This window comes from Dysosmobacter sp. HCP28S3_G4 (assembly GCF_052065175.1).
Classification (GTDB): Bacteria; Bacillota; Clostridia; order Oscillospirales; family Oscillospiraceae; genus Oscillibacter.
Map to the genome: position 1 here is coordinate 1 of NZ_JBQHUP010000016.1, position 20,521 is coordinate 20,521.

21 protein-coding genes are annotated in these 20,521 nt (G+C 61.4%); 10 read left to right on the forward strand and 11 right to left on the reverse strand.

The annotated features are described in order from the left end of the window. On the forward strand, window positions 1-475 hold a 475-nt coding region (locus tag ACTNBU_RS05490), incomplete at its 5' end, for a transposase (RefSeq protein WP_441031602.1). A gap of 339 nt (window positions 476-814) precedes the next feature. Here ACTNBU_RS05490 and ACTNBU_RS05495 read toward each other — a convergent pair. Then, window positions 815-1,126 (reverse strand): transposase, encoded by a 312-nt coding sequence (locus tag ACTNBU_RS05495; protein WP_441031604.1) that lies wholly within the window; start codon window positions 1,124-1,126, stop codon window positions 815-817. Between the two features lie 122 nt (window positions 1,127-1,248). Then, entirely contained in the window at window positions 1,249-2,112 is an 864-nt protein-coding gene (locus tag ACTNBU_RS05500; protein WP_441031606.1) for a MurR/RpiR family transcriptional regulator, read from the reverse strand. Between the two features lie 261 nt (window positions 2,113-2,373). Between ACTNBU_RS05500 and ACTNBU_RS05505 the strand changes: the two genes are divergently transcribed. The 3 genes from ACTNBU_RS05505 to ACTNBU_RS05515 are packed head-to-tail and all read left to right on the forward strand — an operon-like array spanning window position 2,374 to window position 5,479. Then, a complete protein-coding gene (locus ACTNBU_RS05505; protein ID WP_441031608.1) occupies window positions 2,374-3,609 on the forward strand; it encodes a dicarboxylate/amino acid:cation symporter in 1,236 nt (411 codons plus the stop codon). Beyond that, entirely contained in the window at window positions 3,609-4,781 is a 1,173-nt protein-coding gene (locus ACTNBU_RS05510) for a pyridoxal phosphate-dependent aminotransferase (RefSeq protein ID WP_441031610.1), read from the forward strand. Before ACTNBU_RS05505 ends, ACTNBU_RS05510 begins: the two co-directional genes overlap by 1 nt. Window positions 4,782-4,798: 17 nt before the next feature. Then, the gene (locus ACTNBU_RS05515) at window positions 4,799-5,479 is read left to right on the forward strand and encodes an RraA family protein (protein ID WP_441031612.1); all 681 of its coding nucleotides are present in this window, start codon (window positions 4,799-4,801) and stop codon (window positions 5,477-5,479) included. Window positions 5,480-5,565: 86 nt separating this feature from the next. On the opposite strand, the gene ACTNBU_RS05520 is transcribed toward ACTNBU_RS05515, so the two are convergent. From ACTNBU_RS05520 to infC, 5 genes are all read right to left on the reverse strand, one after another. After that, window positions 5,566-6,525 carry a carbohydrate kinase family protein gene (locus ACTNBU_RS05520; RefSeq protein WP_441031614.1) on the reverse strand — a complete coding sequence of 320 codons (960 nt, stop codon included), beginning with the start codon at window positions 6,523-6,525 and terminating at the stop codon, window positions 5,566-5,568. Window positions 6,526-6,720: 195 nt separating this feature from the next. Then, entirely contained in the window at window positions 6,721-7,362 is a 642-nt protein-coding gene (spoIIR, locus tag ACTNBU_RS05525) for a stage II sporulation protein R (RefSeq protein WP_441031615.1), read from the reverse strand. A gap of 164 nt (window positions 7,363-7,526) precedes the next feature. Further along, a complete protein-coding gene (rplT, locus tag ACTNBU_RS05530; RefSeq protein ID WP_441031617.1) occupies window positions 7,527-7,877 on the reverse strand; it encodes a 50S ribosomal protein L20 in 351 nt (116 codons plus the stop codon). Window positions 7,878-7,913: 36 nt separating this feature from the next. Further along, on the reverse strand, window positions 7,914-8,111 hold the full coding sequence (gene rpmI, locus ACTNBU_RS05535; RefSeq protein ID WP_441031619.1) for a 50S ribosomal protein L35: 198 nt from the start codon (window positions 8,109-8,111) through the stop codon (window positions 7,914-7,916). Between the two features lie 44 nt (window positions 8,112-8,155). Continuing rightward, complete coding sequence (gene infC, locus ACTNBU_RS05540) at window positions 8,156-8,662, reverse strand: translation initiation factor IF-3 (protein WP_441031620.1); 507 nt, start codon at window positions 8,660-8,662, stop codon at window positions 8,156-8,158. Window positions 8,663-9,061: 399 nt separating this feature from the next. Here infC and ACTNBU_RS05545 point away from each other — a divergent pair, with 399 nt between their 5' ends. After that, window positions 9,062-9,202 (forward strand): hypothetical protein, encoded by a 141-nt coding sequence (locus ACTNBU_RS05545; RefSeq protein WP_441031622.1) that lies wholly within the window; start codon window positions 9,062-9,064, stop codon window positions 9,200-9,202. A 182-nt stretch (window positions 9,203-9,384) separates the two neighbouring features. After that, complete coding sequence (locus ACTNBU_RS05550; protein WP_441031624.1) at window positions 9,385-10,284, forward strand: DMT family transporter; 900 nt, start codon at window positions 9,385-9,387, stop codon at window positions 10,282-10,284. 89 nt (window positions 10,285-10,373) lie between these two features. Here ACTNBU_RS05550 and ACTNBU_RS05555 read toward each other — a convergent pair whose 3' ends face one another. Together ACTNBU_RS05555 and ACTNBU_RS05560 are read right to left on the reverse strand one after the other, a co-directional pair. Beyond that, window positions 10,374-11,165: a TIGR04255 family protein gene (locus ACTNBU_RS05555; RefSeq protein WP_441031626.1), complete on the reverse strand. Its 792-nt coding sequence runs from the start codon at window positions 11,163-11,165 to the stop codon at window positions 10,374-10,376. Window positions 11,166-11,249: 84 nt separating this feature from the next. After that, complete coding sequence (locus ACTNBU_RS05560) at window positions 11,250-12,077, reverse strand: cell wall hydrolase (RefSeq protein WP_441031628.1); 828 nt, start codon at window positions 12,075-12,077, stop codon at window positions 11,250-11,252. Window positions 12,078-12,309: 232 nt separating this feature from the next. Here ACTNBU_RS05560 and ACTNBU_RS05565 point away from each other — a divergent pair, with 232 nt between their 5' ends. Genes ACTNBU_RS05565 through ACTNBU_RS05580 form a run of 4 tightly spaced genes read left to right on the forward strand, consistent with a single transcriptional unit; the run spans window position 12,310 to window position 16,298 of the window. Then, window positions 12,310-12,669 carry a PadR family transcriptional regulator gene (locus ACTNBU_RS05565; protein WP_441031629.1) on the forward strand — a complete coding sequence of 120 codons (360 nt, stop codon included), beginning with the start codon at window positions 12,310-12,312 and terminating at the stop codon, window positions 12,667-12,669. Continuing rightward, window positions 12,666-13,835, forward strand: coding sequence for a DUF2812 domain-containing protein (locus ACTNBU_RS05570; protein ID WP_441031631.1), 1,170 nt, complete (start codon window positions 12,666-12,668; stop codon window positions 13,833-13,835). The genes ACTNBU_RS05565 and ACTNBU_RS05570 overlap by 4 nt, the downstream gene beginning before the upstream one ends. Before the next feature lie 14 nt (window positions 13,836-13,849). Beyond that, on the forward strand, window positions 13,850-15,037 hold the full coding sequence (locus ACTNBU_RS05575) for a DUF2812 domain-containing protein (protein ID WP_441031633.1): 1,188 nt from the start codon (window positions 13,850-13,852) through the stop codon (window positions 15,035-15,037). Between the two features lie 49 nt (window positions 15,038-15,086). Further along, window positions 15,087-16,298, forward strand: a complete 1,212-nt coding sequence (locus ACTNBU_RS05580) for a DUF2812 domain-containing protein (RefSeq protein WP_441031635.1) — start codon at window positions 15,087-15,089, stop codon at window positions 16,296-16,298. A gap of 67 nt (window positions 16,299-16,365) precedes the next feature. On the opposite strand, the gene ACTNBU_RS05585 is transcribed toward ACTNBU_RS05580, so the two are convergent. Both ACTNBU_RS05585 and glmS read right to left on the reverse strand, forming a co-directional pair. Further along, window positions 16,366-18,033: a GH25 family lysozyme gene (locus tag ACTNBU_RS05585; protein ID WP_441031637.1), complete on the reverse strand. Its 1,668-nt coding sequence runs from the start codon at window positions 18,031-18,033 to the stop codon at window positions 16,366-16,368. 258 nt (window positions 18,034-18,291) lie between these two features. Beyond that, a complete protein-coding gene (gene glmS / locus ACTNBU_RS05590) occupies window positions 18,292-20,130 on the reverse strand; it encodes a glutamine--fructose-6-phosphate transaminase (isomerizing) (RefSeq protein ID WP_441031639.1) in 1,839 nt (612 codons plus the stop codon). Window positions 20,131-20,521: the final 391 nt, after the last annotated feature.

The window sequence follows — 20,521 nt, forward strand, 5'->3', positions numbered from 1 at the left end:
CTCAGCGGCGTTGGGTACTGCTTTGATAATGCGCGGATGGAGAGTTTTTTCGCCACGCTCAAAAAGGAGAAGATCTATCAGATCGCGGCTTACAAGCTGCCGAGAGAACAGAGACCATCCCAAATTTTGTGTAAACCTCCGATGTGGTGCTTCTATTCTACACCACATCGGAGGTTTACACAAAATTTGGGATGGTCTCTCCTGGCGGGATAATTGGCCCAATCTGAGTACCTATTTCAAGTATCCCCAAGAGGTTCGCCGTCTGATCTATACGACCAACACCATCGAGGGCTTCAACCGTCAGCTTCGGAAGGTGACCAAGGCAAAATCCGTGTTCCCCACCGATGACAGCCTACTGAAAATGCTGTATCTGGCCATGATTGATATCACAAAGAAATGGACTGGCCGGAGACAGGATTGGAGCATGATTCATGCTCAGCTGGCAGTATTTTTTGCTGATCGCATGCCGGAATAACCTGCTGCATACCGGCATGTCAAGGATCAAGATGAACGGGGGCTGGCGCCCCCGCCCTTGACATGCCCACGATCTACTGTTATTTTGAAAACAAGGCGGCAGCAGCTTGCACCACTTCCACCTTGAATATATTTTGCTCTATTTGCACCGCATTTCGGCGTTTACACAGAATTTGGGACAGACCCAGAGAACAGGTCAAGACGATCATTTTCCGGTACGTTTTTGCCTATTACAATCGCATCCGGATCTATACGAGCAATCCTCAGGGCCTGCCGCCCGTGCGCTACCGGGAGTGGGCGGCCAACCACCGGCAGAGCGCCGCTTAGCACGCGCATATTGTCAGCATTTCAGATTTTGGGTGTCTTCCGACTGCACATTTCTTGACATTTCCATATTTGCGCTGACTTCTTCCGCTGTTCTCCGCAGGGATGGCAGTCCGTACAGATGCTGGATCAGAACCATCTTGAACAGTACCACTGGGTCCACGCTGGGCCGTCCGTTATCTTCGCTGTACAGCAGTTCCACCATTTCGTAGAGTCGGTTAAAATCTACCGCCGCATCTATTTTCCGCAGCAGATGATCTTTCGGCACCAAACTTTCTGTATCCACGATTTCTACGATTCCACGATCCAGCTTCCCTCGTTCAAGCATCTTTCATCACCCATGCTTATTTTACCATATAAATGCGAAAAAGCCCAGCTATGCTCGACTTTTTCGACAGCCTGAAGAGCAGCTCCGTTTCAGAACGGAGCTGCTCTTTTTTGATGCAGCAGTCAGTAGAAACCAACCTGGGAGGTGTACTCGTCGATACGCTTCAGGATATCCCGGTTGGCGCCGTTGGTCATCCGGGACAGGCAGGCGCACAAAAACTCCGCCGTCAGCATAGGCGCCACATAGGAGTTGTAGAAATTGCAGCTCTCGCACCGGGCCAGCAGCAGAACGTCCGCGTAGGGCGCCAGCACGCTGGTGGGCTTGTCCGTAATGACGATCACCTTAGCGCCCTGCTTCTTGGCCATCTCCGTCGCCAGTCGGGTCAGATTGGAGTAGCGAGGGAAGGAGATGGAGATGACGCAGTCCCCCTTGCCAATGTCGCTGACGAAGTCAAAGATATTCTGTGCCCGGTTCACAAAGTGATGCACATGGGGCAGGGTCTGCCGCATGATGACGTGAAGGAAATCCGCGATGCAGTCACAGCCCCGGGATGACAGAATATATCTCGCGTTGCTCTCCAGCAAAATGTTGCACGCCCGCTCGTACTGGGCCTCCGAGTTGTTGGCGACAGTCCCCTGGATATTGGCCAGAACGTACTTCATGACGGAATCCTGTGTGGATGTACTGTAGCTGTGCTTGCCGGCCTCGTTCAGCCGCTCCACCGGGATCACGATGGACTCATTGATGATCTCGCTGTTGTCCGCGTACACCTCCCGCAGAAACTTCTGGAATTCCGGATAGCCGGAAAACCCCAGCTGCCGCGTGAACCGGATGACGGTGGTATAGCTGATATCCAGCTTCTTCGCCAGCTCCATGGAGGACAGAAAGCAGCATTCCTGCAGATGATCCACCACATAATCGGCCACGATCTTCAGCTTTGGGGAAAGCTGGGCCACGGTCAGCAATTCATTCAGTCTGTCATTCATATATGAAAGTCTGTTTCCTTTCTCTGCGGAAAGCAGGACGCCTGCCGTTTTTCCGACCTATTGTACTATATCGTTCCTGAAAAATCCAGATGGCATCCGTTGATTTTTCACAAAAGGGCAAAAAGGTTTGTGAATTTTTTGTGAATTCGTCAATTTACATCATTTCCCACGGACACTATAATATCATACAAATAAAGATATTTTTATTTATAAATAAAAAATTAAAAATATCTTTATTTAAAAATTTCAGGAGGGTTCTCCATGAAGAAATTATCCCTTGGCAAGAAGATCCTCATCGGCATCGTCATCGGTCTCGCTATCGGCTTTATCTCTCCGCAGGCGGCGGAAATGCTGTCTCCCCTGGGCAGCATCTTCCTGAGAATGCTGAAGATGCTCATCGTTCCTCTGGTGTTCTTCAGCATCACCAGCGGCGTTTGCAAGATGGGCGACGCGAAGCAGCTCCGTACCGTGGGTCTGCGGTTCGTGCTGTACATCGTCATCACCTCCGGCCTCTGCTCCATCATCGGCATTGCGGCGGCGTTCCTCGTCAACCTCGGCAGCGGCACCACGGAGTTCCTGGACCCCTCCGCTCAGGTGGACAGCGTGAATTACAACTTCATTGACAATGTGGTCTCCTGGTTCCCGGACAACGTGGTCCAGGCCATGGCCAACGCCAATATGCTCCAGATCATCATCTTCTCCCTGTTCCTGGGCGTGGCCCTGCTGTATCTGGGCGAGCGGGTCTCCAGACTGGTCCACATCATCGACGAGGCCAGCGAAACCATGCTGAAGATCACGGAATTCGTCATGGCCTTCTCTCCCATCGGTATCGCCTCCCTGATGGCCACCATGGTCAGCACCATCAGCTCCGCCACCATGAAGGAAGTCATCAGCTTCCTGATCACCGACAATATCTGCGCCGTGCTGATCCTGTTCGTCCTGTATCCTCTACTGATACAGCTCTTCGCCAAGCTGAACGGCGTCCGCTTCATGAAGAAGATCACGGAGCCCATGCTGGTGGCCATCTCCACCACCTCCTCCGCGGCCACTCTGCCGGTCTCCATCCGCACCGCTGAGGAGAAGCTGGGCGTTCCCGAGAATATCTACGGCTTCACCCTGCCTCTGGGCAACACCTGCGGCATGAACGGCTTCGCCCTGTTCATCGGCCTGTTCTGCGTCTTCTCCTCTCATCTTTACGGCTTTGACATCTCCTTCGGCCGCATCGCCCAGTTCGTGTTCCTGGGCATCATCCTCTCTATCGGCGCCGCCGGCGTCAAGGGCGCAGGCGTGGTCATGTCCACCGTGCTGCTGGAGGCACTGGGAATGCCTCTGTCCATGGTGCCTATCCTGGCCGCTATCTGGCCCACCATTGACCCCGCCCACACCGTTCTGAACAACGTCAGCGATCTCACCGGCACCACCATCATCGCCAGCCAGCTGGGCCGGCTGGATAAGGCTGTCTTCGGCAGCAGCGCAAATGGAAAGGAAGCAAAGTAATGCTGCAATTCAATCAGGAGATCCTAGGGCTCCAGCCCTCCAAATCCATGACCTTCATGGCAAAGGCCCGGCAGCTCCAGGCGGCGGACCCGGAGGTCGTCAATCTCTCCGGCGGCGAGCCGGACTTCGATACCCCCCAGAAGATCCGGGAGGAGCTGTACCGCCAGGTGGCCGCAGGCTACACCCACTACACCGTCGGCGCCGGTCTGCCGGAGCTGCGGGCGCGCATCGTGAAAAAGCTGAAAGAGGAGAATGGCTGCGACTATTCTCCGGAGGGCGTCGTGGTGACGCCGGGCGGAAAGTTCGCCGTCTATCTGGCGGTGCGGACGTTCGTCAACGCTGGAGATGAGGTCATGTACCTGGAGCCTGCCTGGGTCTCCTATCCCTCCATCATCGAGGCCTCCGGCGGCAAGCCGGTGCCCGTCCGGCTGTCCCGGAAGGACAACTACCGTATCACCCTGGAGCAGCTGGAGCAGTTCGTCACAGACCGGACGAAAATGCTCATCATCAACTACCCCAACAACCCCACCGGCCGGACCCTGACCCGGAGTGAGGCGGATGTGCTGGAGCAGTTCCTGCTGCGCCATCCCAATCTGGCGCTTCTGGCGGACGAGATCTATGAGCGCATCACCTACACCGGCCATGAGAACGTCAGTATGGGCTCCTATCCCTCTGTGGCGGACCGGGTCATCACCATGAACGGCTTCTCCAAGAGCGTGGCCATGACCGGCTGGCGCATCGGCTATCTGGCCACCACGCCGGAGATCAAGGCGGTGATGTACAAGCTGTTCCAGCACACCGTCACCTGCGTCAGCGGCTTCATCCAGAAGGCCGCCGTGGTGGCGCTGGACTGCACGGAAGAGATTGAGGAGATGCGCCAGAGCTATGAGCGCCGCCGCGATCTGTTCGTCAACGGCCTCAACGCCATTGAGGGCGTGGAGTGCAGCATCCCCGAGGGCGCCTTCTACGCCTGGGTGAAGTTCGACATCCCCGGCATGGACTCTGAGGGCGTCTGCGACTACATCCTCAAAAACGCCAAGGTTGTGGGCGTACCGGGCGTCGCCTACGGCACCGACGACAGCTGCGTCCGGTTCTCCTTCGCCGCCAGCGAGGAGGATCTGAAGCGGGCGCTGACCCAGATCCGAGCCGCCATGAGCCGGATCCAACGATAATTGGAGGCAGAACAAGCATGAGCAAGGGCAATCTGATCATTGAGAATATCCAGCGTCCCGCCAGGGAGCTGGTGCAGCGGTTTGCGGACATCCCGGTGGCCAACATCGACGACTGCATGGGCCGTACCGCGGCCATGAACTACCGCATCCGTCCCATGAACCGCAGCAAGCTGCTGGGAACGGCGTTCACCATCAAGGTGCCCGAGGGGGATAACCTGATGTTCCACAAGGCCATGGACATGGCCCAGCCCGGCGACGTGTTCGTCATCGACGCCGGCGGCAGCGCCAGCCGTTCCATCTTCGGTGAGCTGATGGTGACCTACTGCCGCAGCCGCGGCGTGGCGGGCATCGTGGTGGACGGTAGCATCCGGGACTCCGAGGCCATCGGCCAGATGGAGGACTTCCCGGTCTACGCCATCGGCGTCACCCCCAACGGCCCCTATAAGAACGGCCCCGGCGAGATCAACACGCCGGTAACGGTGGGCGGCATCGTGGTGCGTCCCGGCGATATCCTGGTGGGCGACGCCGACGGCGTCATCGTCATCCGCCCGGAGGACGCGGAGGCCATCGCGGCCGCCGCTGAAAAGGTGGTCGTCACCGAGGAGGGCATCATGAAGGACATCGTGGAGCACGGCACCTATGTGCGTCCCTGGGTGGACAAGAAGCTCCAGGAGATCGGCACCGAGATCGCAAGATAACGTCTCTCCCTTCTCTTCCGGGCCTTGTGCCCAGACAGAAAATGCCACCCCGAAGCAGCTGCTTCGGGGCGGCATTGCGCTGTCTGTCAAAATGTATGCATCCGTGCCAGCACATTCTCCAGATCCGGGATGCTGGAGATGCCGCCGGAGCGCTCCGTAGACAGGCTGGCGGCAGTGGAGGCGAACCGCGCCACTTCCTCCAGCTCCTGCTCCGTCAGATCCGCCGGGGCTTTGCCCAGCGTCAGCAGACGGCTGAGAGCGGCGCCGCCGAAGATATCCCCCGCTCCGGTGCTGTCCACCGGGCGGACAGGCGGGCAGTACATCCGGCAGGACGCGGAGGCGTTCTTGAGATAGCAGCCCTTCTCTCCCAGCGTCACCATGGTCAGCTGGACGCCGTACTCCTCCAACAGGCGATCTGCACCCTCCTCCGGGCCGCAGTTCCACAAAAACCGAATCTCCTCGCCGTTGATCTTCACCACGTCAGCCTGGCTGATCCCCCACAGGATCTGCTTCCGGGCCTCGTCCAGAGACGTCCAAAGAGGACGGCGGAGATTGGGGTCGCAGGTGATGAGCTTGCCCCGCTGCCGGGCGTAGGCCACCGCCTCACGGGTGGCCGTTCTGGCAGGCTCATCGGTAAGGCTCAGACTTCCGAAGTGGAAGACCCGGGCCTGATCAATGAGGGACAGGTCCAGTTCCTCCAGACGCAGGCAGGTATCCGCCCCGGGCTTCCGTGCGAAACTGAAGGACCGGTTCCCCTGCCCGTCCAGCGTCACAAAGGCCAGGGTGGTGAACACTGACGGATCCGTCAGGACGCCGCTGGTGTCCACGCCCGCCTGCCGCAGGGTCTCCAGCAGCAGAGAGCCAAAATGATCGGCGCCCACCTTCCCCAGCAGGGCGGTGCCGGCGCCGTAGCGGCTCAGCGCCGCCAGAAAATTGCTGGGTGCCCCGCCCGGATGGCCAGCCATGGTGGGGTATCCGTTTTGATCCGTGCCCAGGGCGGTGAAATCCACCAGCAGTTCCCCTAGAGCAACCACATCCAAAGTCATGTCTCCTCCTCATTCGGACGCCTTCCGGATAGACGGCATCCCCGGCCTCCCGCCGGTCGGAACCAGAAACGCTATGGCCTCTGCTATAATTAAACGATTTTCTCTATATTATATCGCAAATATTGCGTAATCGCAACACCCAATATCAATGTTCCCATTCATTTCACAGCGCGGCCCGCAGACGGACCCATCCCGTCAGCCGAACCGCTGCCGCAGGCCCTCCCACAGCTCGATGGATTTGAATTTCAGCACGTAGCCCTGGCTCTCCTCCGTCAAGAGGCTCACGTCGCCGCCGTCCAGTCCGGCGGCCATGGCGGTCTGGGCCACGTCAGTGGTGGTCTGGGCACACAGGGGCGGAAATACCACGCACCACCAGTTGTGCCCCTCCCCCGCCCCGATGACCAGCCGCAGCGCCAGATACTCTCCGGCTGGCAGGGTGAAGCCGTCGTATTCCCGGGTGGGAAAGGCGGCGTCAGTCAGCTCCGCCGTGACATCGTAGTCATAACCCTGGGCGGCCACCGTCTCCAGTGCGATCTCCCGCAGCTCCGGAAGAGCCTCCCGCAGATCCTCCTCCGCCGCGCTTCGGTCATGGGCGCGCTCCAGGATCTCCTCCGCCCGCTCCAGAACGGCGTCCCGGACCTGGAGCTTCAGGGCCTGGTCCTCCTCCGAGTCTGAATTTGCCAGGATGTGGAGCCGCACCACCTTGTCCGCCAGCACTTGCTGGCTTCGGATGGACCACATCCCCCAGATCAGCGCGGCCAGCAGGCCGATGAGCAGCGCAAGCTCCAGACGCTTCCAGCGCCGCGACGTCTTTGCCGTATTGTTGGTATCTGTCATAAAAACCTCCATGCGCCGCCGGGCGCTTTTCCGAAAGCGGTGGCCCGGCTATGTATCCGCTTCTTTCCAGAGTTTGGACAGAATGGACGATTTTTATACAGGATCCCGGCATACGAAAACCCTCCCCGGAAGTTCTCCGGGGAGGGATCTGCGTCAACAGAAAATCAGGCCTTCTTGGCGATCTCGGTCAGCTGGGTGAAAGCGGCGGCATCGTTGACGGCCATCTCGGCCAGCATCTTGCGGTTGATGGCGATACCGGCGACCTTCAGGCCGTGCATGAAGGTGGAATAGTTCATGCCGTTCAGCTTGCAGGCGGCGGAGATACGGGTGATCCACAGGGAGCGGAAATCACGCTTCTTCAGGCGGCGGCCGGCATAGGCGTAAACGCCGGACTTCATGACCGCCTCGTTGGCGATTCTGAAGTGCTTGGACTTGTCGCCCCAGTAGCCCTTGGCCAGCTTCAGGGTCTTATTTCTTCTCTTGCGCGACATCATCGCGCCTTTCACTCTTGCCATTTTCGATTATCCTCCTATTCTAAAACGTCTCGTAGCTTACTTGTAGGGAATCATCTTGCGGACGGCCTCCACGTTGGTGGCGTCGGCATAGCTGATGGCACGCAGGCGGCGAGTGCGTTTGGTGTCCTTCTTGGTGAGGATGTGGCTCTTGAAAGCCTTGGCGCGCTTGACCTTGCCGGTCTTGGTGAGGTTGAATCTCTTTTTGGCCCCGCTATGGGTCTTCAGCTTCGGCATAATTGCAATCTCCTTCCGTTATTTGAAAACAATTGAATGTGGATTTACTTGCCTGCCTTGGGAGCGAGGAAGATGGACATCATCCGTCCCTCCAGCTTCGGCGACTTCTCCAATGTTGCTGTTTCGGCACACTGTTCGGCAAACTTGGTCAGCAGGTCCCGGCCGATCTCGGTATGGGCCATCTCGCGGCCGCGGAAGCGGACAGAGACCTTGACGCGGTTGCCGTCGGCAATGAACTTCTGCGCATTCCGGAGCTTCGTGTTGAAATCGCCGATGTCGATGCCCGGAGACATGCGGACCTCTTTGATCTCCACAACGTGCTGGTTCTTTCTGGCTTCCTTCTCCCGCTTGCCCTGTTCAAACTTGAATTTACCGTAGTTCATCAGCTTGCACACAGGGGGCACAGCCTGCGGGGAGATCTTCACCAGGTCCAGACCCTTCTCATCGGCGATCCGCAGAGCGTCTGCGGAAGACATGATACCCAGCTGGGCGCCGTCGTCCCCGATCAGACGGATTTCCTTGTCGCGGATGTCCTCATTCAGTTCATGCACTGCTTTACTAATGGTCGAAGCACCTCCATTCAGAATATGACAAAACGCGGATGCCGCAACGGCATCCGCGTGATCTCACCGGACAGCACGCCCTTTCCGTCCACAGGACGGAGGGCGTCATGTCAACAAACCGCTCTTCGGCGGTCTGATCACCATGTAAACCTCTTTGCGATCGCTGGAGGTGAGGCGGATGCGTTCAGCCTGCTTTGTTTTGCTGAAATAATATAGCACATGTTCTTCCCGGTGTCAATCATTTTTTGAAAAAACACGATAAAAATCAGTTCTTCCCGCGGCACGCCGGACGGCGGGATATTCCGCGCATAAACCGCCGCCGGCCCGGGCAGAATAGGGCCGTACTCAGGAGCTGAACCCTGATACTATGGAAAGGAAGCATGAGCTATGCAGAACAACAATCAGCGCAACCAGAACCAGAACAACAATCAGAACAATAACCAGCGTCAGAACAACGACCAGAACCAGAAGGAAAATCAGAAGGAAAACCGCAAGCAGAACCAGGCCAACGACCAGCGGGACCGCTGAATCCACGGCGGGGGCATTGCTCCCGCCGTTACATATTGCCTTTTTCTCCCCCGTGTGATAAGCTGTCTCTGACAGAGGGAATTTCCTTGAAAAAACACGGTTCATCGAAAAACACAGAGCCGCCCTCTCTCTGTCCGAATGCTTGATCTGCGCCGTTGACAGGCAGACTGGGGGAATTTTTTATGAAAAACCGGGGCAAGCTGCTGGGCTACATCTGCGCCCTGTTCACCGTGGTGGTGTGGGGTGCCACGTTCATCTCCACCAAGGTCCTTCTCCGATACTACACGCCCACCCAGATCATGCTGATCCGCTTCATTCTGGCGGAGGGCTTTCTGTGGCTGCTGCGGCCCCGGCGGCTCCGGCTGCAAAAGGGCGAGGAGGTCCTTTTCCTCCTGATGGGACTGTTCTCCAGCTCCCTGTATGCCCTGGCGGAGAACACCGCCCTCATGACCACCCAGGCCGCCAACGTCAGCATTCTGGTAGCCACCGCCCCCATTTTCACCGCCCTGATGGCCCATTTCACCACGGACGAGAAGTTCCACTCCGGTACGGTGATCGGGCTACTGGTGGCCTTCGCCGGGGCCGTGCTGGTGGTGTTCAACGGCGCGTTTCTCCTGAAGCTGAATCCAAAGGGCGATCTTCTCTCGGTGCTGGCCGCCGTTTTCTGGTCCTGCTACTCCGTGCTGATGAAGCGGTTCACCGGACGGTACGACTCCCTGCTCATCAGCCGCCGCATCCTCTTCTGGGGCATGGTGACCGCCGTGCCCATGGTGCTGCTGGAGGGCGCGCCCCTACCGCTGGAGCCCCTGCTCCTGCCGGAGGTGATCCTGAACTACCTGTTTCTGGGCCTGTTGGGCAGCGCCGTGTGCTCCGTGTGCTGGAACGAGGCCTTTACCCAGCTGGGCGTGGTGGCCACCAACAGCTTCCTCTACGCCGTGCCCTTCATCACCATTCTGGCGGCGGCGTTCTTCCTGGGGGAGCCCATCTCCCCGGTGGCCGTGGCAGGCGCGGTGCTCATCACCCTGGGCGTGGCCGCCGCGGAGCGGCAGCCGAAGAAGCCCGGGACGCCCAGCCAGTCATGAGCCGTCAGCTGAATCCAGCAGACAGAAAGACCGGACGGTATCACGGAAATGTGATACCGCCCGGTTATTTTCGTTCCGGCGCCGCAGGCTCACTGAGGGTCCATGGCGTTCCGCAGGGTGTCGGTGACGGCGCCCTCGAAGATCTCCGTGGCGTGGGCGTGAAGGGTCTCCAGCGCTCCGGCGGACAGCGTGCAGGACAGCTGGCCGCCCATGGACAGGTCCATGTCGAAGACAAACTTCACCTCCGGGTCCTGGGGCGCGTTGGGCGCGGCCTTCAGACGGCCGGGACCGGCGTGGATCTTGGCCTGGCAGCTGGAGTCCAGCTTCAGCAGCAGGTCTGCCGCGCAGTTCAGGAAGTTCTCCTCCCGGACGTCCGGCTCCTGCAGAGGGCCGGTGTAAGCCGGGGCAATCAGGTCCGCCCAGGGCGTGCCCTCCAGACCCAGCTTCTTCCGGGAGATGACGTTGACATAACGCAGGCCCACCCGCTCAAAGAAGGCGGGCTTGTAGATGGAGATGAACTCCGCCAGGGGCTTGTCCAGCTGGTGGGCGAAGTCCTCCCAGCCGGTATAGCGCAGGGTGGACAGGGCGATGAAGTTCTGGGTCAGATTCAGCTTCCACAGATTGTCGGCGGAGAGGAAGTTGTAGTTGCTCACCGGCGGGGCCTGCCGGAGCTGGGGATTTGGGCCGCCGGCGCCCACCAGCTGGGGCGGCGCCGCCTCCTGACGCTTCACATACCGGGGGAAGGCGTCCCGGATGGCCTCCTGAAAGTCCGCCGGTTCGGTGTTGTTGATGGAGAGAATGGTGGGAAAGCGGAGCTGGCAGATGACCTCATGAACAGGGGCATTGCCGTAGAGGGTCCGCGGATGTTTGGAAAACAGCATGGCGAAGGCTCCTTTGTCGTTGGAATAGCCTTATTGTATCCCCCCGCCGGAAAAAAGTCAATGCGGCCCGCCGTTCCCCGTCCGTCACAGATAGAACCGGTGACAGCCGATGGTGGTGTAATACGTCCGGTTGGCGTTGATCCACTTCCCCTGGGACAGCGCTGGGGCGTAGAAGTACAGGCAGTCCCCCACCACGCTCTCCCCGCCGCTGAGGATCTGCTTCGCCGCCGTCACCGACAGGGGCGACGGCTCGTCGTAGATGGTGCCGTTGCTCACCGGCTCGAACTGGACGCCGTCCTTGCAGTCGAAGACCACCTCGCGGATGGTGTCGGGGAACTCATCGGAGGCCACCCGGTTCATCACCACGCTGCCCACCGCCAGCTGGCCCTGGAAGGACTCGCCCCGGCTCTCGGCGCTGATGACCCGGCTGAGCCAGTACAGGTCCTCCTCCGTCCAGGCGGGTCCCTCCGCCGCCGCGCCGTTCACCTGGATGCCGGTGGTGACGGCGGCGCCGCCCAGGGCGCCGTCCCAGCACACCTCCCAGCCCAGGGCCTGACACAGGGACCGCACCGGCACGTATGTACGCCCTTCCCGCAGAAACACCGGCGCCGTGGTGGCCCGGTCCTGGCCGTTCACCGTCAGCACCGTCTCTCCGGGCCGTGCGGTGAGGGACGCGTCCCCGCACCGGGCGGCAGCCTGTCCCGCCTGACTGTCCCAGGTCACGGTCCAGCCCGCCGTCTCCAGCAGCGCCCGCAGGGACACGGCGGTGACGCCGCCGCTGAGATAGGACGCCGACGGGAGCAGAGATCCGTTCACCGTCACCGGCACCATCCGGGCCGCGGCGGCGGTGGGCGTCAGGGCGGTCAGGGACAACAGGGCGGCGGCAGCGCCTGCCAAAAGTCTTTCCTTCATGGAAGTCTTTCCTTTCTGTGGTGATTTCGTAACGAAATGATACAGGAAATGACAAACGGTAACAAGCCACAAAACCTGGCAGGCCTGGCACGCTCCCCCTCTTCCGGAAGCGTTCTGGTGATTTTTGCAGAAATTTCCCGGTTCTCTATTGACAATATCGTTAGGCGATATTACACTGAGAGCAGATAATATCGACTAATGATATCGCTTTACGATAAAAGGAGTGGAGCACATGGCCAGAGAACCGCTGCGGGTACTGACGGAGCCCATGTTCTACGTTCTGCTGTCCCTGCTGCGGCAGGAGCGGTGCGGCACGGAGATCATGCAGTACACCGACGACACCACCGCCGGACGGGTGACCCTGGGCCCCGGCACGCTGTACACCATCCTGGCCAAATTCCAGGAGGAGCGGCTTATCGAGGAGACGGCGGTAGAGGGCCGGAAGCGGACCTACCGCATCACGGAGCGGGGCCGTGCCCTGTACCGGGAGGAGCTAGGCCGGCTGCGGCTGTGCGTAGCCGACGGCGAGCGGGAGGGACAGCTGTATCTGTCCTCCCTGGGACTGCCGGAAAGAGGAGGCGGCGAACCATGAAACGGGTGCTGAACTGGCTGCGGAACTTTCTTTGGGGCGACCGGATGCCCTGCGGCGAATACGATGTCCCCGGACTGGAGGACTGGCTGGAGCGGCAGGCCCGGCGGGGCCGGGTGCTTCGGAACTGGGCGTCCTTTGCGGAGGGCGTGCCGTCGGAGTGCCGGTTCTGCCTGGAACCGGCGGCGAAGCGGGAGTACGAGCCGTCGGATGAGAAGCTGGCGGACTACGCCGCCGCGGGCTGGGAGTACGTCTGCCGTACCAGAGGCGGCGCCTTTCTGGTGTGGCGGTCCACGTCGCCGGACCCCGTCCCCCTGCGGACGGACCCCACGGCGGACAGCTACGCCTATGACTATCTGTGGCGGCGGTTCCTGCTCCAAATGGCGCTGTGGCTGGCTTATATCATAGGAATGGTGGGGATCGCCGGTTATAATCTGGCCCGGGACCGCCACTTCCTGCTGAACATCATGCAGGACGCGGAAACAAGCTGGCTGGTGGTGTATCTCGCCCTGCTGCTGGTCTATACCGCCTTCGTCCAGTTCTCCGGTCTCCGGACCCTGCGGCGGCTGATGCGGAGTCTCCGGGCCGGGGTACCCATGGAGCGTCGGAAGTCCCGCATTCCCTTCCGGACCGTCTATCTGCTGGCCGCCTGCGGCATCCCACTGTATCTGGCCTGCGGGATGCTGTCCGTCTGGGAACCGGAACATGTGGATCTCGCCGACGACCTGACGCCTTTTGCGGCGGTAGACGCGCTGGGCGGCACGGCGGACGGCGCGAAAGTCACCCGCTTCCGCACGTTCCTGGGCAGGACTGTCACCGTGGCCCAGGGAGACTGCGATCTGCTGTGGAGGGACAGCGGACGAAGCACCAAAGATCTCATCCGCATCGTCTGCGACACCCAGCAGACGGTCTATCTCCCGTACTTTCCTGCCCTGTCCGGCCCTCTGCTGCGGGAACTGGCGGAGGCCTACATCCCGGAGGACGGCGGTCTCCCGGCGGAGACGCTGGACACAGACTGCTTTGATGATGCGTTTTATGTCAACTCTGACGGCATCCAGCACTTCGCCGCCCGGAAGGACGGCCGGGTGCTGTACTGCCGCACCGCCGCGCCGGAGGACCTGCGGGACCACCTTCCGGAGCTGGCGGCGGTGCTGGCGGACACGGACTGAAGAAAGGAGCGCACATGGACAACGAGAACAAGGCCCTGGGTTCGGCCTGCGGCCAGACGTGCAGCGAGATCCTCCCCGCCCGCTACGACCCGGCGGCGGTGGAGACGTGGCTGGAGGACATGGCAAAGGACGGCTGGCAGCTGACGGGCTTCGACTACCGCTTCTTCCGGACGGCAGGGACCTTCGAGCGGTCGGAGCCCCGGCCCACACGCTATCGCCTGACGCCCCTGACCCGGAAGGAAAAAGAGCCGGACGCGGAGCAGCGGGAGCTCTGCGAGCTGCGGGGCTGGCGGTACGCCGCCGCCATCTCCGACAGCTTCCACGTCTGGCGGTGCGACGACCCCGGGGCGCCGGAGATGGACACGGATCCGGTGACCCAGGCGGAGGGCTACCGCTGGCTGCGGCGGCGGGTCTGGCGGAGCTATCTCATCGACCTGCTGTTGGTGGCTTTGCTGTTTGTCATTGTTCTGGCGCTGCCCGGAAATGGCCGGGGCTTCCTGCTCAATATGTCGGAGAACGATGCGCCGGGAGAGTTCACGCTCTGGTGCCTGTCCATTGTAGGGATGACGGCCTCGGGCGTCGGGACCATCCGGACGCTGCGGCGGCTGTACCGGCGGCTTCACACCGGCGTCCCCATGGACCGCCCCGCCCCCTACCGGGCCAGACAATGGCGGACACGGGTCCTGTGGCTGGCCTTCATAGTGGGCTACTTCTATATCGTGTGCAACGGCCTGTTCAACGCCGACAGATTCCACCGGATGGACGACGATCCCGAAGCCATGGCCCGCGCCTGGTACGTGGATGTCACCGATCTCAATCCGTCGCTGACGGAGGCGGACGTCTGGCGGGCATACACGAAACAGCTGGAGCTGATCCCCCGGATGTACCAGGTGGACCACTATGCCGCGGACACCTCCGGTGTTGTGACGGACAGCGCACATACGGAGTATTACCGCCTGCTGACAGTCCCGCTGGCGGAGGAGCTGGAGCGGGAATTGGTGGAATATATGACCACTCGCAGCCACTATATTGACCTGACGGCCTGTCCCGTCTCCACGCTGGACAGCTTTTACTGGGGCCGGGGGGATGGACGGCAGTACGCCGTGGCCCGGCTGGGCTGTGCCGTCCTGACGGTGGAGTATGACGGTCCGGCGGACCTGCGGGACCATCCGGAGGCCCTGGCGGCGGCGCTGGCGGAGTAGCTGCCGGTTCCAAACAGTTTTAAATGATTTCAGATAAGGAGGGATCGCCATGCTGCGTGTCCTGCCCACCAGCGTGTACAATGTCCCGGCCATGGAGACGTGGCTGGGGGAACAGGCCCGGAAGGGCCGTCTCATCACCGGCTTCTGGGGCGACTACGGCGCCCTGTTCGACAAGGGGGAGCCCCGGGCGGAGGTCTACCGGCTGGAGCCCGGCGACGGCAATCTCCGGCCGGACCCGGAGAAAGCGGAGCTGTACGGCGCCGCCGGGTGGGAGTTCGTCGTCTCTACTTACGATCATACGCTGTGGCTGTTCCGGGCCTGCCGCCCGGACCCGTCCCCCATCCACACAGACCCGGAGACCCAGGCCATCGCCTTCGGGCGGCTGCGGAGGAAGCTGCTGCTCAATACCTTTCTGTGGGCGGTGCTGTTCGCCCTGTCGGTGGGGATCGTCCTGCTGAATCTCATGCGTATCTCCGTCTGGCAGGTGATCCAGGAACCCACCGCCCTGCTGGTCTTCCGGCCCGCCGCTTTCCAGATGAGCCTGCTGTGGGGCGGACTGGCCCTGAACGACTGGCTCGCCCTGCGGCGGCTGCTGAAGCCCCTGCGGGCCGGCATCCCCATGGAACACAGTGCGCCGTACCGTCAGGGCCGCCGGTGGTGGTTCTGGGGCGTCACGGCGCTGATTCCTCTCCAACTTCTTCTCATTCCCTGCTTCTCCGCCCTGGAGCCTGTGGTGGAGCGGTGGGCGGGGAACCCAGCCGGGTGTTCCTGGCCCATCGCCTACGTGCAGGTGGAGGATCTGGGAGCGTCGCCGGAGCGCCGGGCGGCCAACTACGTGACCCGGACGGACAGTATATTGGGCGAAAGCTACACCATTGGCGACGGCGGCGTCACCTTCGCCATGGGCCAGGACAGCCGTCTTCAGGGCCGGACCAACTTCTGGCGGCTGAAGGTGCCGGGGCTGGCGGAGGCGCTGACCCGGGAGATCCTCCGCGACGAGTTCCCCGGCGCCACCCGGAGCGAGTCCTTCCGGGCGTTTTTGAAAGAGGAGTATCCGGACAGCGTGAATCCCATGGCAGCGTCGGCGGAGCCGCTGGCGGACAGCCGCTTCGACGGCGTCTGGTACACAGCGGACGGGGATGTCCAGTATCTGCTGCTCCGGCAGGGCCGGACGGTGCTGTGGATGCGGGCGGAGGACGTGCCGGAGAACCTGCGGGATCATCTGGACGACTTCGCCGCCGCGCTGGACGGAGCTGCATGAGCCATACGGACAGCAAAGCCCCCCGCCGCCGGTTTCCGGCAGCGGGGGGCATCTGGTTTTCATGCGTTTATTTCCGGCGGATGAACTGGAGGTTCATGTCCACAGGGCCGGTGATGCCGTTGACCTCGGCGGTGGTGTACCGGGTGTCGCCGTCACAGAACTGCCAGTAGTCCATCTGATAGTAGAAGCTGGGATACACCCGCTCCGGGGAGCTGACGGGATAGCGGTACTCCGGGAACCAGATGGGATAGTCCTGGAGCTGGGGCAGGTTATACTTGTTGTAGCCCACCTCCTTGCCCATGTACACGATGGGCTGATAGCCCGCCTCCTCAATGCGCTGGCAGAAAGCTACGGCGCAGGCAGTGGCGATCTCCGGTGCCAGACTGTGGGCCCGGTAGGAGGTGGTGCCCAACTCCCAGTCGTAGGCCACGGGGCCGTCGATCTCATGCTCCTCCAGGATGCGCAGGACGAAGTCCGCCTCCTCGATGGCCTCCTCCACGGTGATGGCCTGGGAGAAGAAGTACACGCCGGTCTCGATGCCCGCCTCCATGGCGCCGTCGATGTTCTGGGTGCCGAAGGCGTCCGACAGGATGGTGCCGCCGCTGTAGCCCCGGAGGCCCACCCGGATCATGGCGAAGTCCACACCGTCGTCGGCCACGGCCTCCCAGTCGATGGTGTTGTTGGGGCAGCGCCGGTTCTGGTACGCGGACACGTCGATACCGAACCGGGTCCGGAAGTCCTCATTGGTGCACACCAGACGGCCCCGGTCATCCCAGTAGAAGTCATCGGCGGTGAGGGTGTTCCGCTCCAGATCGTCATATACCGAGACCTTGTAGTTGCCGTCCACGGCGGTGCGGTCCGCCTCGATCCAGGGATACTCCCGCTCCGGATCTTCGGCGGGCTGTTCCTCAACGGGCTGCTCCTGAGGCGTGGTGATGGTCTCCACGATGCCGGTGCCCAGATTCCGCACCGTGCCCGTCAGGGTCACGTCCCGCAAGGTGACGGTGCCAGTGACGCCGGGGGCCAGAATAAGGTCACCGGAAATGGTCAGATTGCTGAACTCCGCGCCGTCCACGGCGGTGACAAGGGCCGTGCCCTCCACATTCTCCGTGTAGGTGCCGCTGTCCTGGAACAGCTCCGAGATCATGCTGTTCAGCAGGTTCACCACCTCCGCACGGGTGATGGGGGTCTCCGGCCGGAAGCACCGGTCCAGTCCCACGTCGGTGATGTACCCGGCGTTGTACATGGTCAGCAGGTATCCCTTGGCATAGTCCTGGACCACGTAGCCGTCGGCGTAGGGCAACTCGCCCTCCGTCTCCGCCAGGCCGAAGGCCCGGCCGATCATGGTCACGGCCTGCTGGCGGCTGATGTTGTGGTAGATCAGCGCCTGGCCGTTGTTGCCCAGATACACCCCGGCGGCGTTGAGCTTCAGGATGTCGCTCTCCCAGTAGTCCCCAGCGGTGTCGGAAAAGGTGGAGGCGTCGGCCTCCTTGGTGTATTTCAGAAACCGGGACAGAATGCCCGCGAAGGCGCCCCGGGTGATGGTGGCGTCCGGCCGGAAGGTGCCGTCCTCATAGCCGTTGAGGATGTGGTAGTCCCCGCTCCACTTCTCGATGGCAGGCTCCGCCCAATGGCCAGCGGTGTCCTGATAGGCGGCCCGCGCCCACACCGGCAGGACCATGGCCGCTGCCAGGGACAGGGCCAGGATGCGTTTTGTCAGTCTGTTCTTGCCCATTTTCGTCTCCCTCTGGTGAAAAATGTCGAAGAAATATCCGCAAAAAGTCCCCGCGGCAAAGTCTCCGCGGGGGTCCTTTCCAGTACTTGCCTTGTCTGCCATCATAACAAATCTTTTCCATGGGGTCAACTGGTATCTTATGTTAACCTTTCCTTTTTCATAGAAAGTTCACAACTTCCGGCAAGGGCAGTGCAAAGGCCCCGTCCCGGCTGGACAGCCGGGATGGGGTCCTGTTTCCTATTTTCCGTAGGGGAAATCTTATTCCACGGTGACGCTCTTCGCCAGATTCCGGGGCTTGTCGATGTCGCAGCCGCGCTGGAGTGCCACGTAGTAGGCGAACAGCTGGAGGGGCACGATGCCCAGGGAGGGCTGAAGCACCGGATGGGCCGTGGGCACGGCCACAGTGGCGTCGGCGGTCTTCTCCATCTTCTCCCGGAACTCCTCCGTGGTCAGGGCCAGCACCTCGGCGCCCCGGGCCTTCACCTCCACCACGTTGCTCATGGCCTTGTCGAACAGCGGCCCGTAGGTCCCCAGAGCCACCACCAGCGTGCCCGGCTCGATGAGGGAGATGGTGCCGTGCTTCAGCTCGCCGGAGGCGTAGGCCTCGGAGTGGATGTAGCTGATCTCCTTCAGCTTCAGGGAGCCCTCCATGCCCATGGCGTAGTCCAGGTTCCGGCCGATGAAGAAGATGGAATCGTGGTTGAAATAGCGGGAGGCGAAGTACTGGACGTCCTTGGTGGTCTCCAGCACCTTCTCCATCTGCTCCGGCAGGGCCTCCGTCCCCCGGACGATGGCGTCGTACTCCTCCGGGCTGACGGTGCCCAGCACATCCGCCAGATACAGGCCGATGAGATCCATCAGTGCCAGCTGGGTGGAGTAGGCCTTGGTGGTGGCCACGGCGATCTCCGGACCGGCCCAGGTGTACAGCACGTCGTCCGCCTCCCGGGCGATGGAGGAACCCACCACATTCACCACCGCCAGCGTCCGGCCGCCCCGGCGCTTGGCCTCCCGCATGGCGGCCATGGTGTCCAGCGTCTCGCCGGACTGGCTGATGACGATGACCAGGGACTTTTCATCCACCAGCGGGTCGCAGTACCGGAACTCCGAGGCCAGCATCACCTCCACCGGACGGCGGGTCAGCCGCTCCCAGTTGTACTTGCTGACCATGGCCACGTGGTAGGACGAGCCGCAGGCGATGATGAACACCCGTGAGATGTCCCGGACGTACTCCGGCGTCAGGGTGATGCCGTCCAGCACCACACGGCCGTTTTTGATGCGGGGGGACACGGTGCGCCGGATGGCCTCCGGCTGCTCCATGATCTCCTTGAACATGAAATGGGGATAGCCGCCCTTCTCCGCCGCGGAGACATCCCAGTCCACGGTGTGGTGTTCCTTCTCCACGGGCACCAGCTCGTCGTCGAACACGTCGATGGAGTCCGGGGTCAGCACAGCGATCTCGCCATCGTCCATGTAGGCCACATCCCGGGTGTACTTGATGATGGCCGTCACGTCGGAGGCGATGAAGTTGCCGTTCTCGCCGTAGCCCAGGATCAGGGGACTGTCCTTCCGGGCGGCGATGAGGGTGTTGGGATAGTCCGCGCAGATGATGCCGAAGGCGTAGGAGCCCTCGATGCGGCGCAGGCACCGGCCCACCGCCTCCATCATATTGTGGCACTCGTTGTAGTGGTATTCCAGCAGCTGGGCCACCACCTCGGAGTCGGTGTCCGAGACGAAGTTGACCCCCAGCTTCTGGAGGTGCTCCTTGATCTCCAGATAGTTCTCAATGATGCCGTTGTGGACCAGGGCGATACGGCCGTTCTCGCTGACGTGGGGATGGGCGTTGATATCGTTGGGCTCGCCGTGGGTGGCCCAGCGGGTGTGGCCGATGCCCAGACAGCCCTCCAGGTCCGCGCCGCCGTGGATCAGGTCGCTGAGGACCTTCAGCCGGCCCTTGGTCTTCTTCACCTGAAGGCCCTTTTCCTCGGAGCGCACCGCCACGCCGGCGGAGTCATAGCCCCGGTACTCCATCCGCTGGAGGCCGTCCAGCAGAATGGGGGCCGCCTGCTCTCTTCCCACAAATCCGACAATTCCGCACATAGTCAAAAATCCTCCTGATAGTCATTACAGAGTGGTTGGTTATCGAGAAGGACAAACGCGCAGTTCATTTGCCTTTTCACCACGGTCATCCCGCTTCTGTTCCGCGGTCGCCCGCGTATTTGTACGGGATGTGCGCGCCCGTGGGCGCGGAGGGGCATCCGCCGAAAGTTCGATTGCAGGACCGTGTCCTGACGCTCCCCTCTCCTCGTTATCCCGGCACACCGGTGCCGGGCACATGGCGCTGTTGATGGGACGGACCCATGGACCTCCTTTCCCTACTGCGATTTGGACGCTGTGAACAACAGTATATGACAGATCCCCGGTGCGGGGAAATATCCAAAATGGATAAAAATGACCTCTCCGGCAGATACTCTCTCCGTCAGGGAGGGAT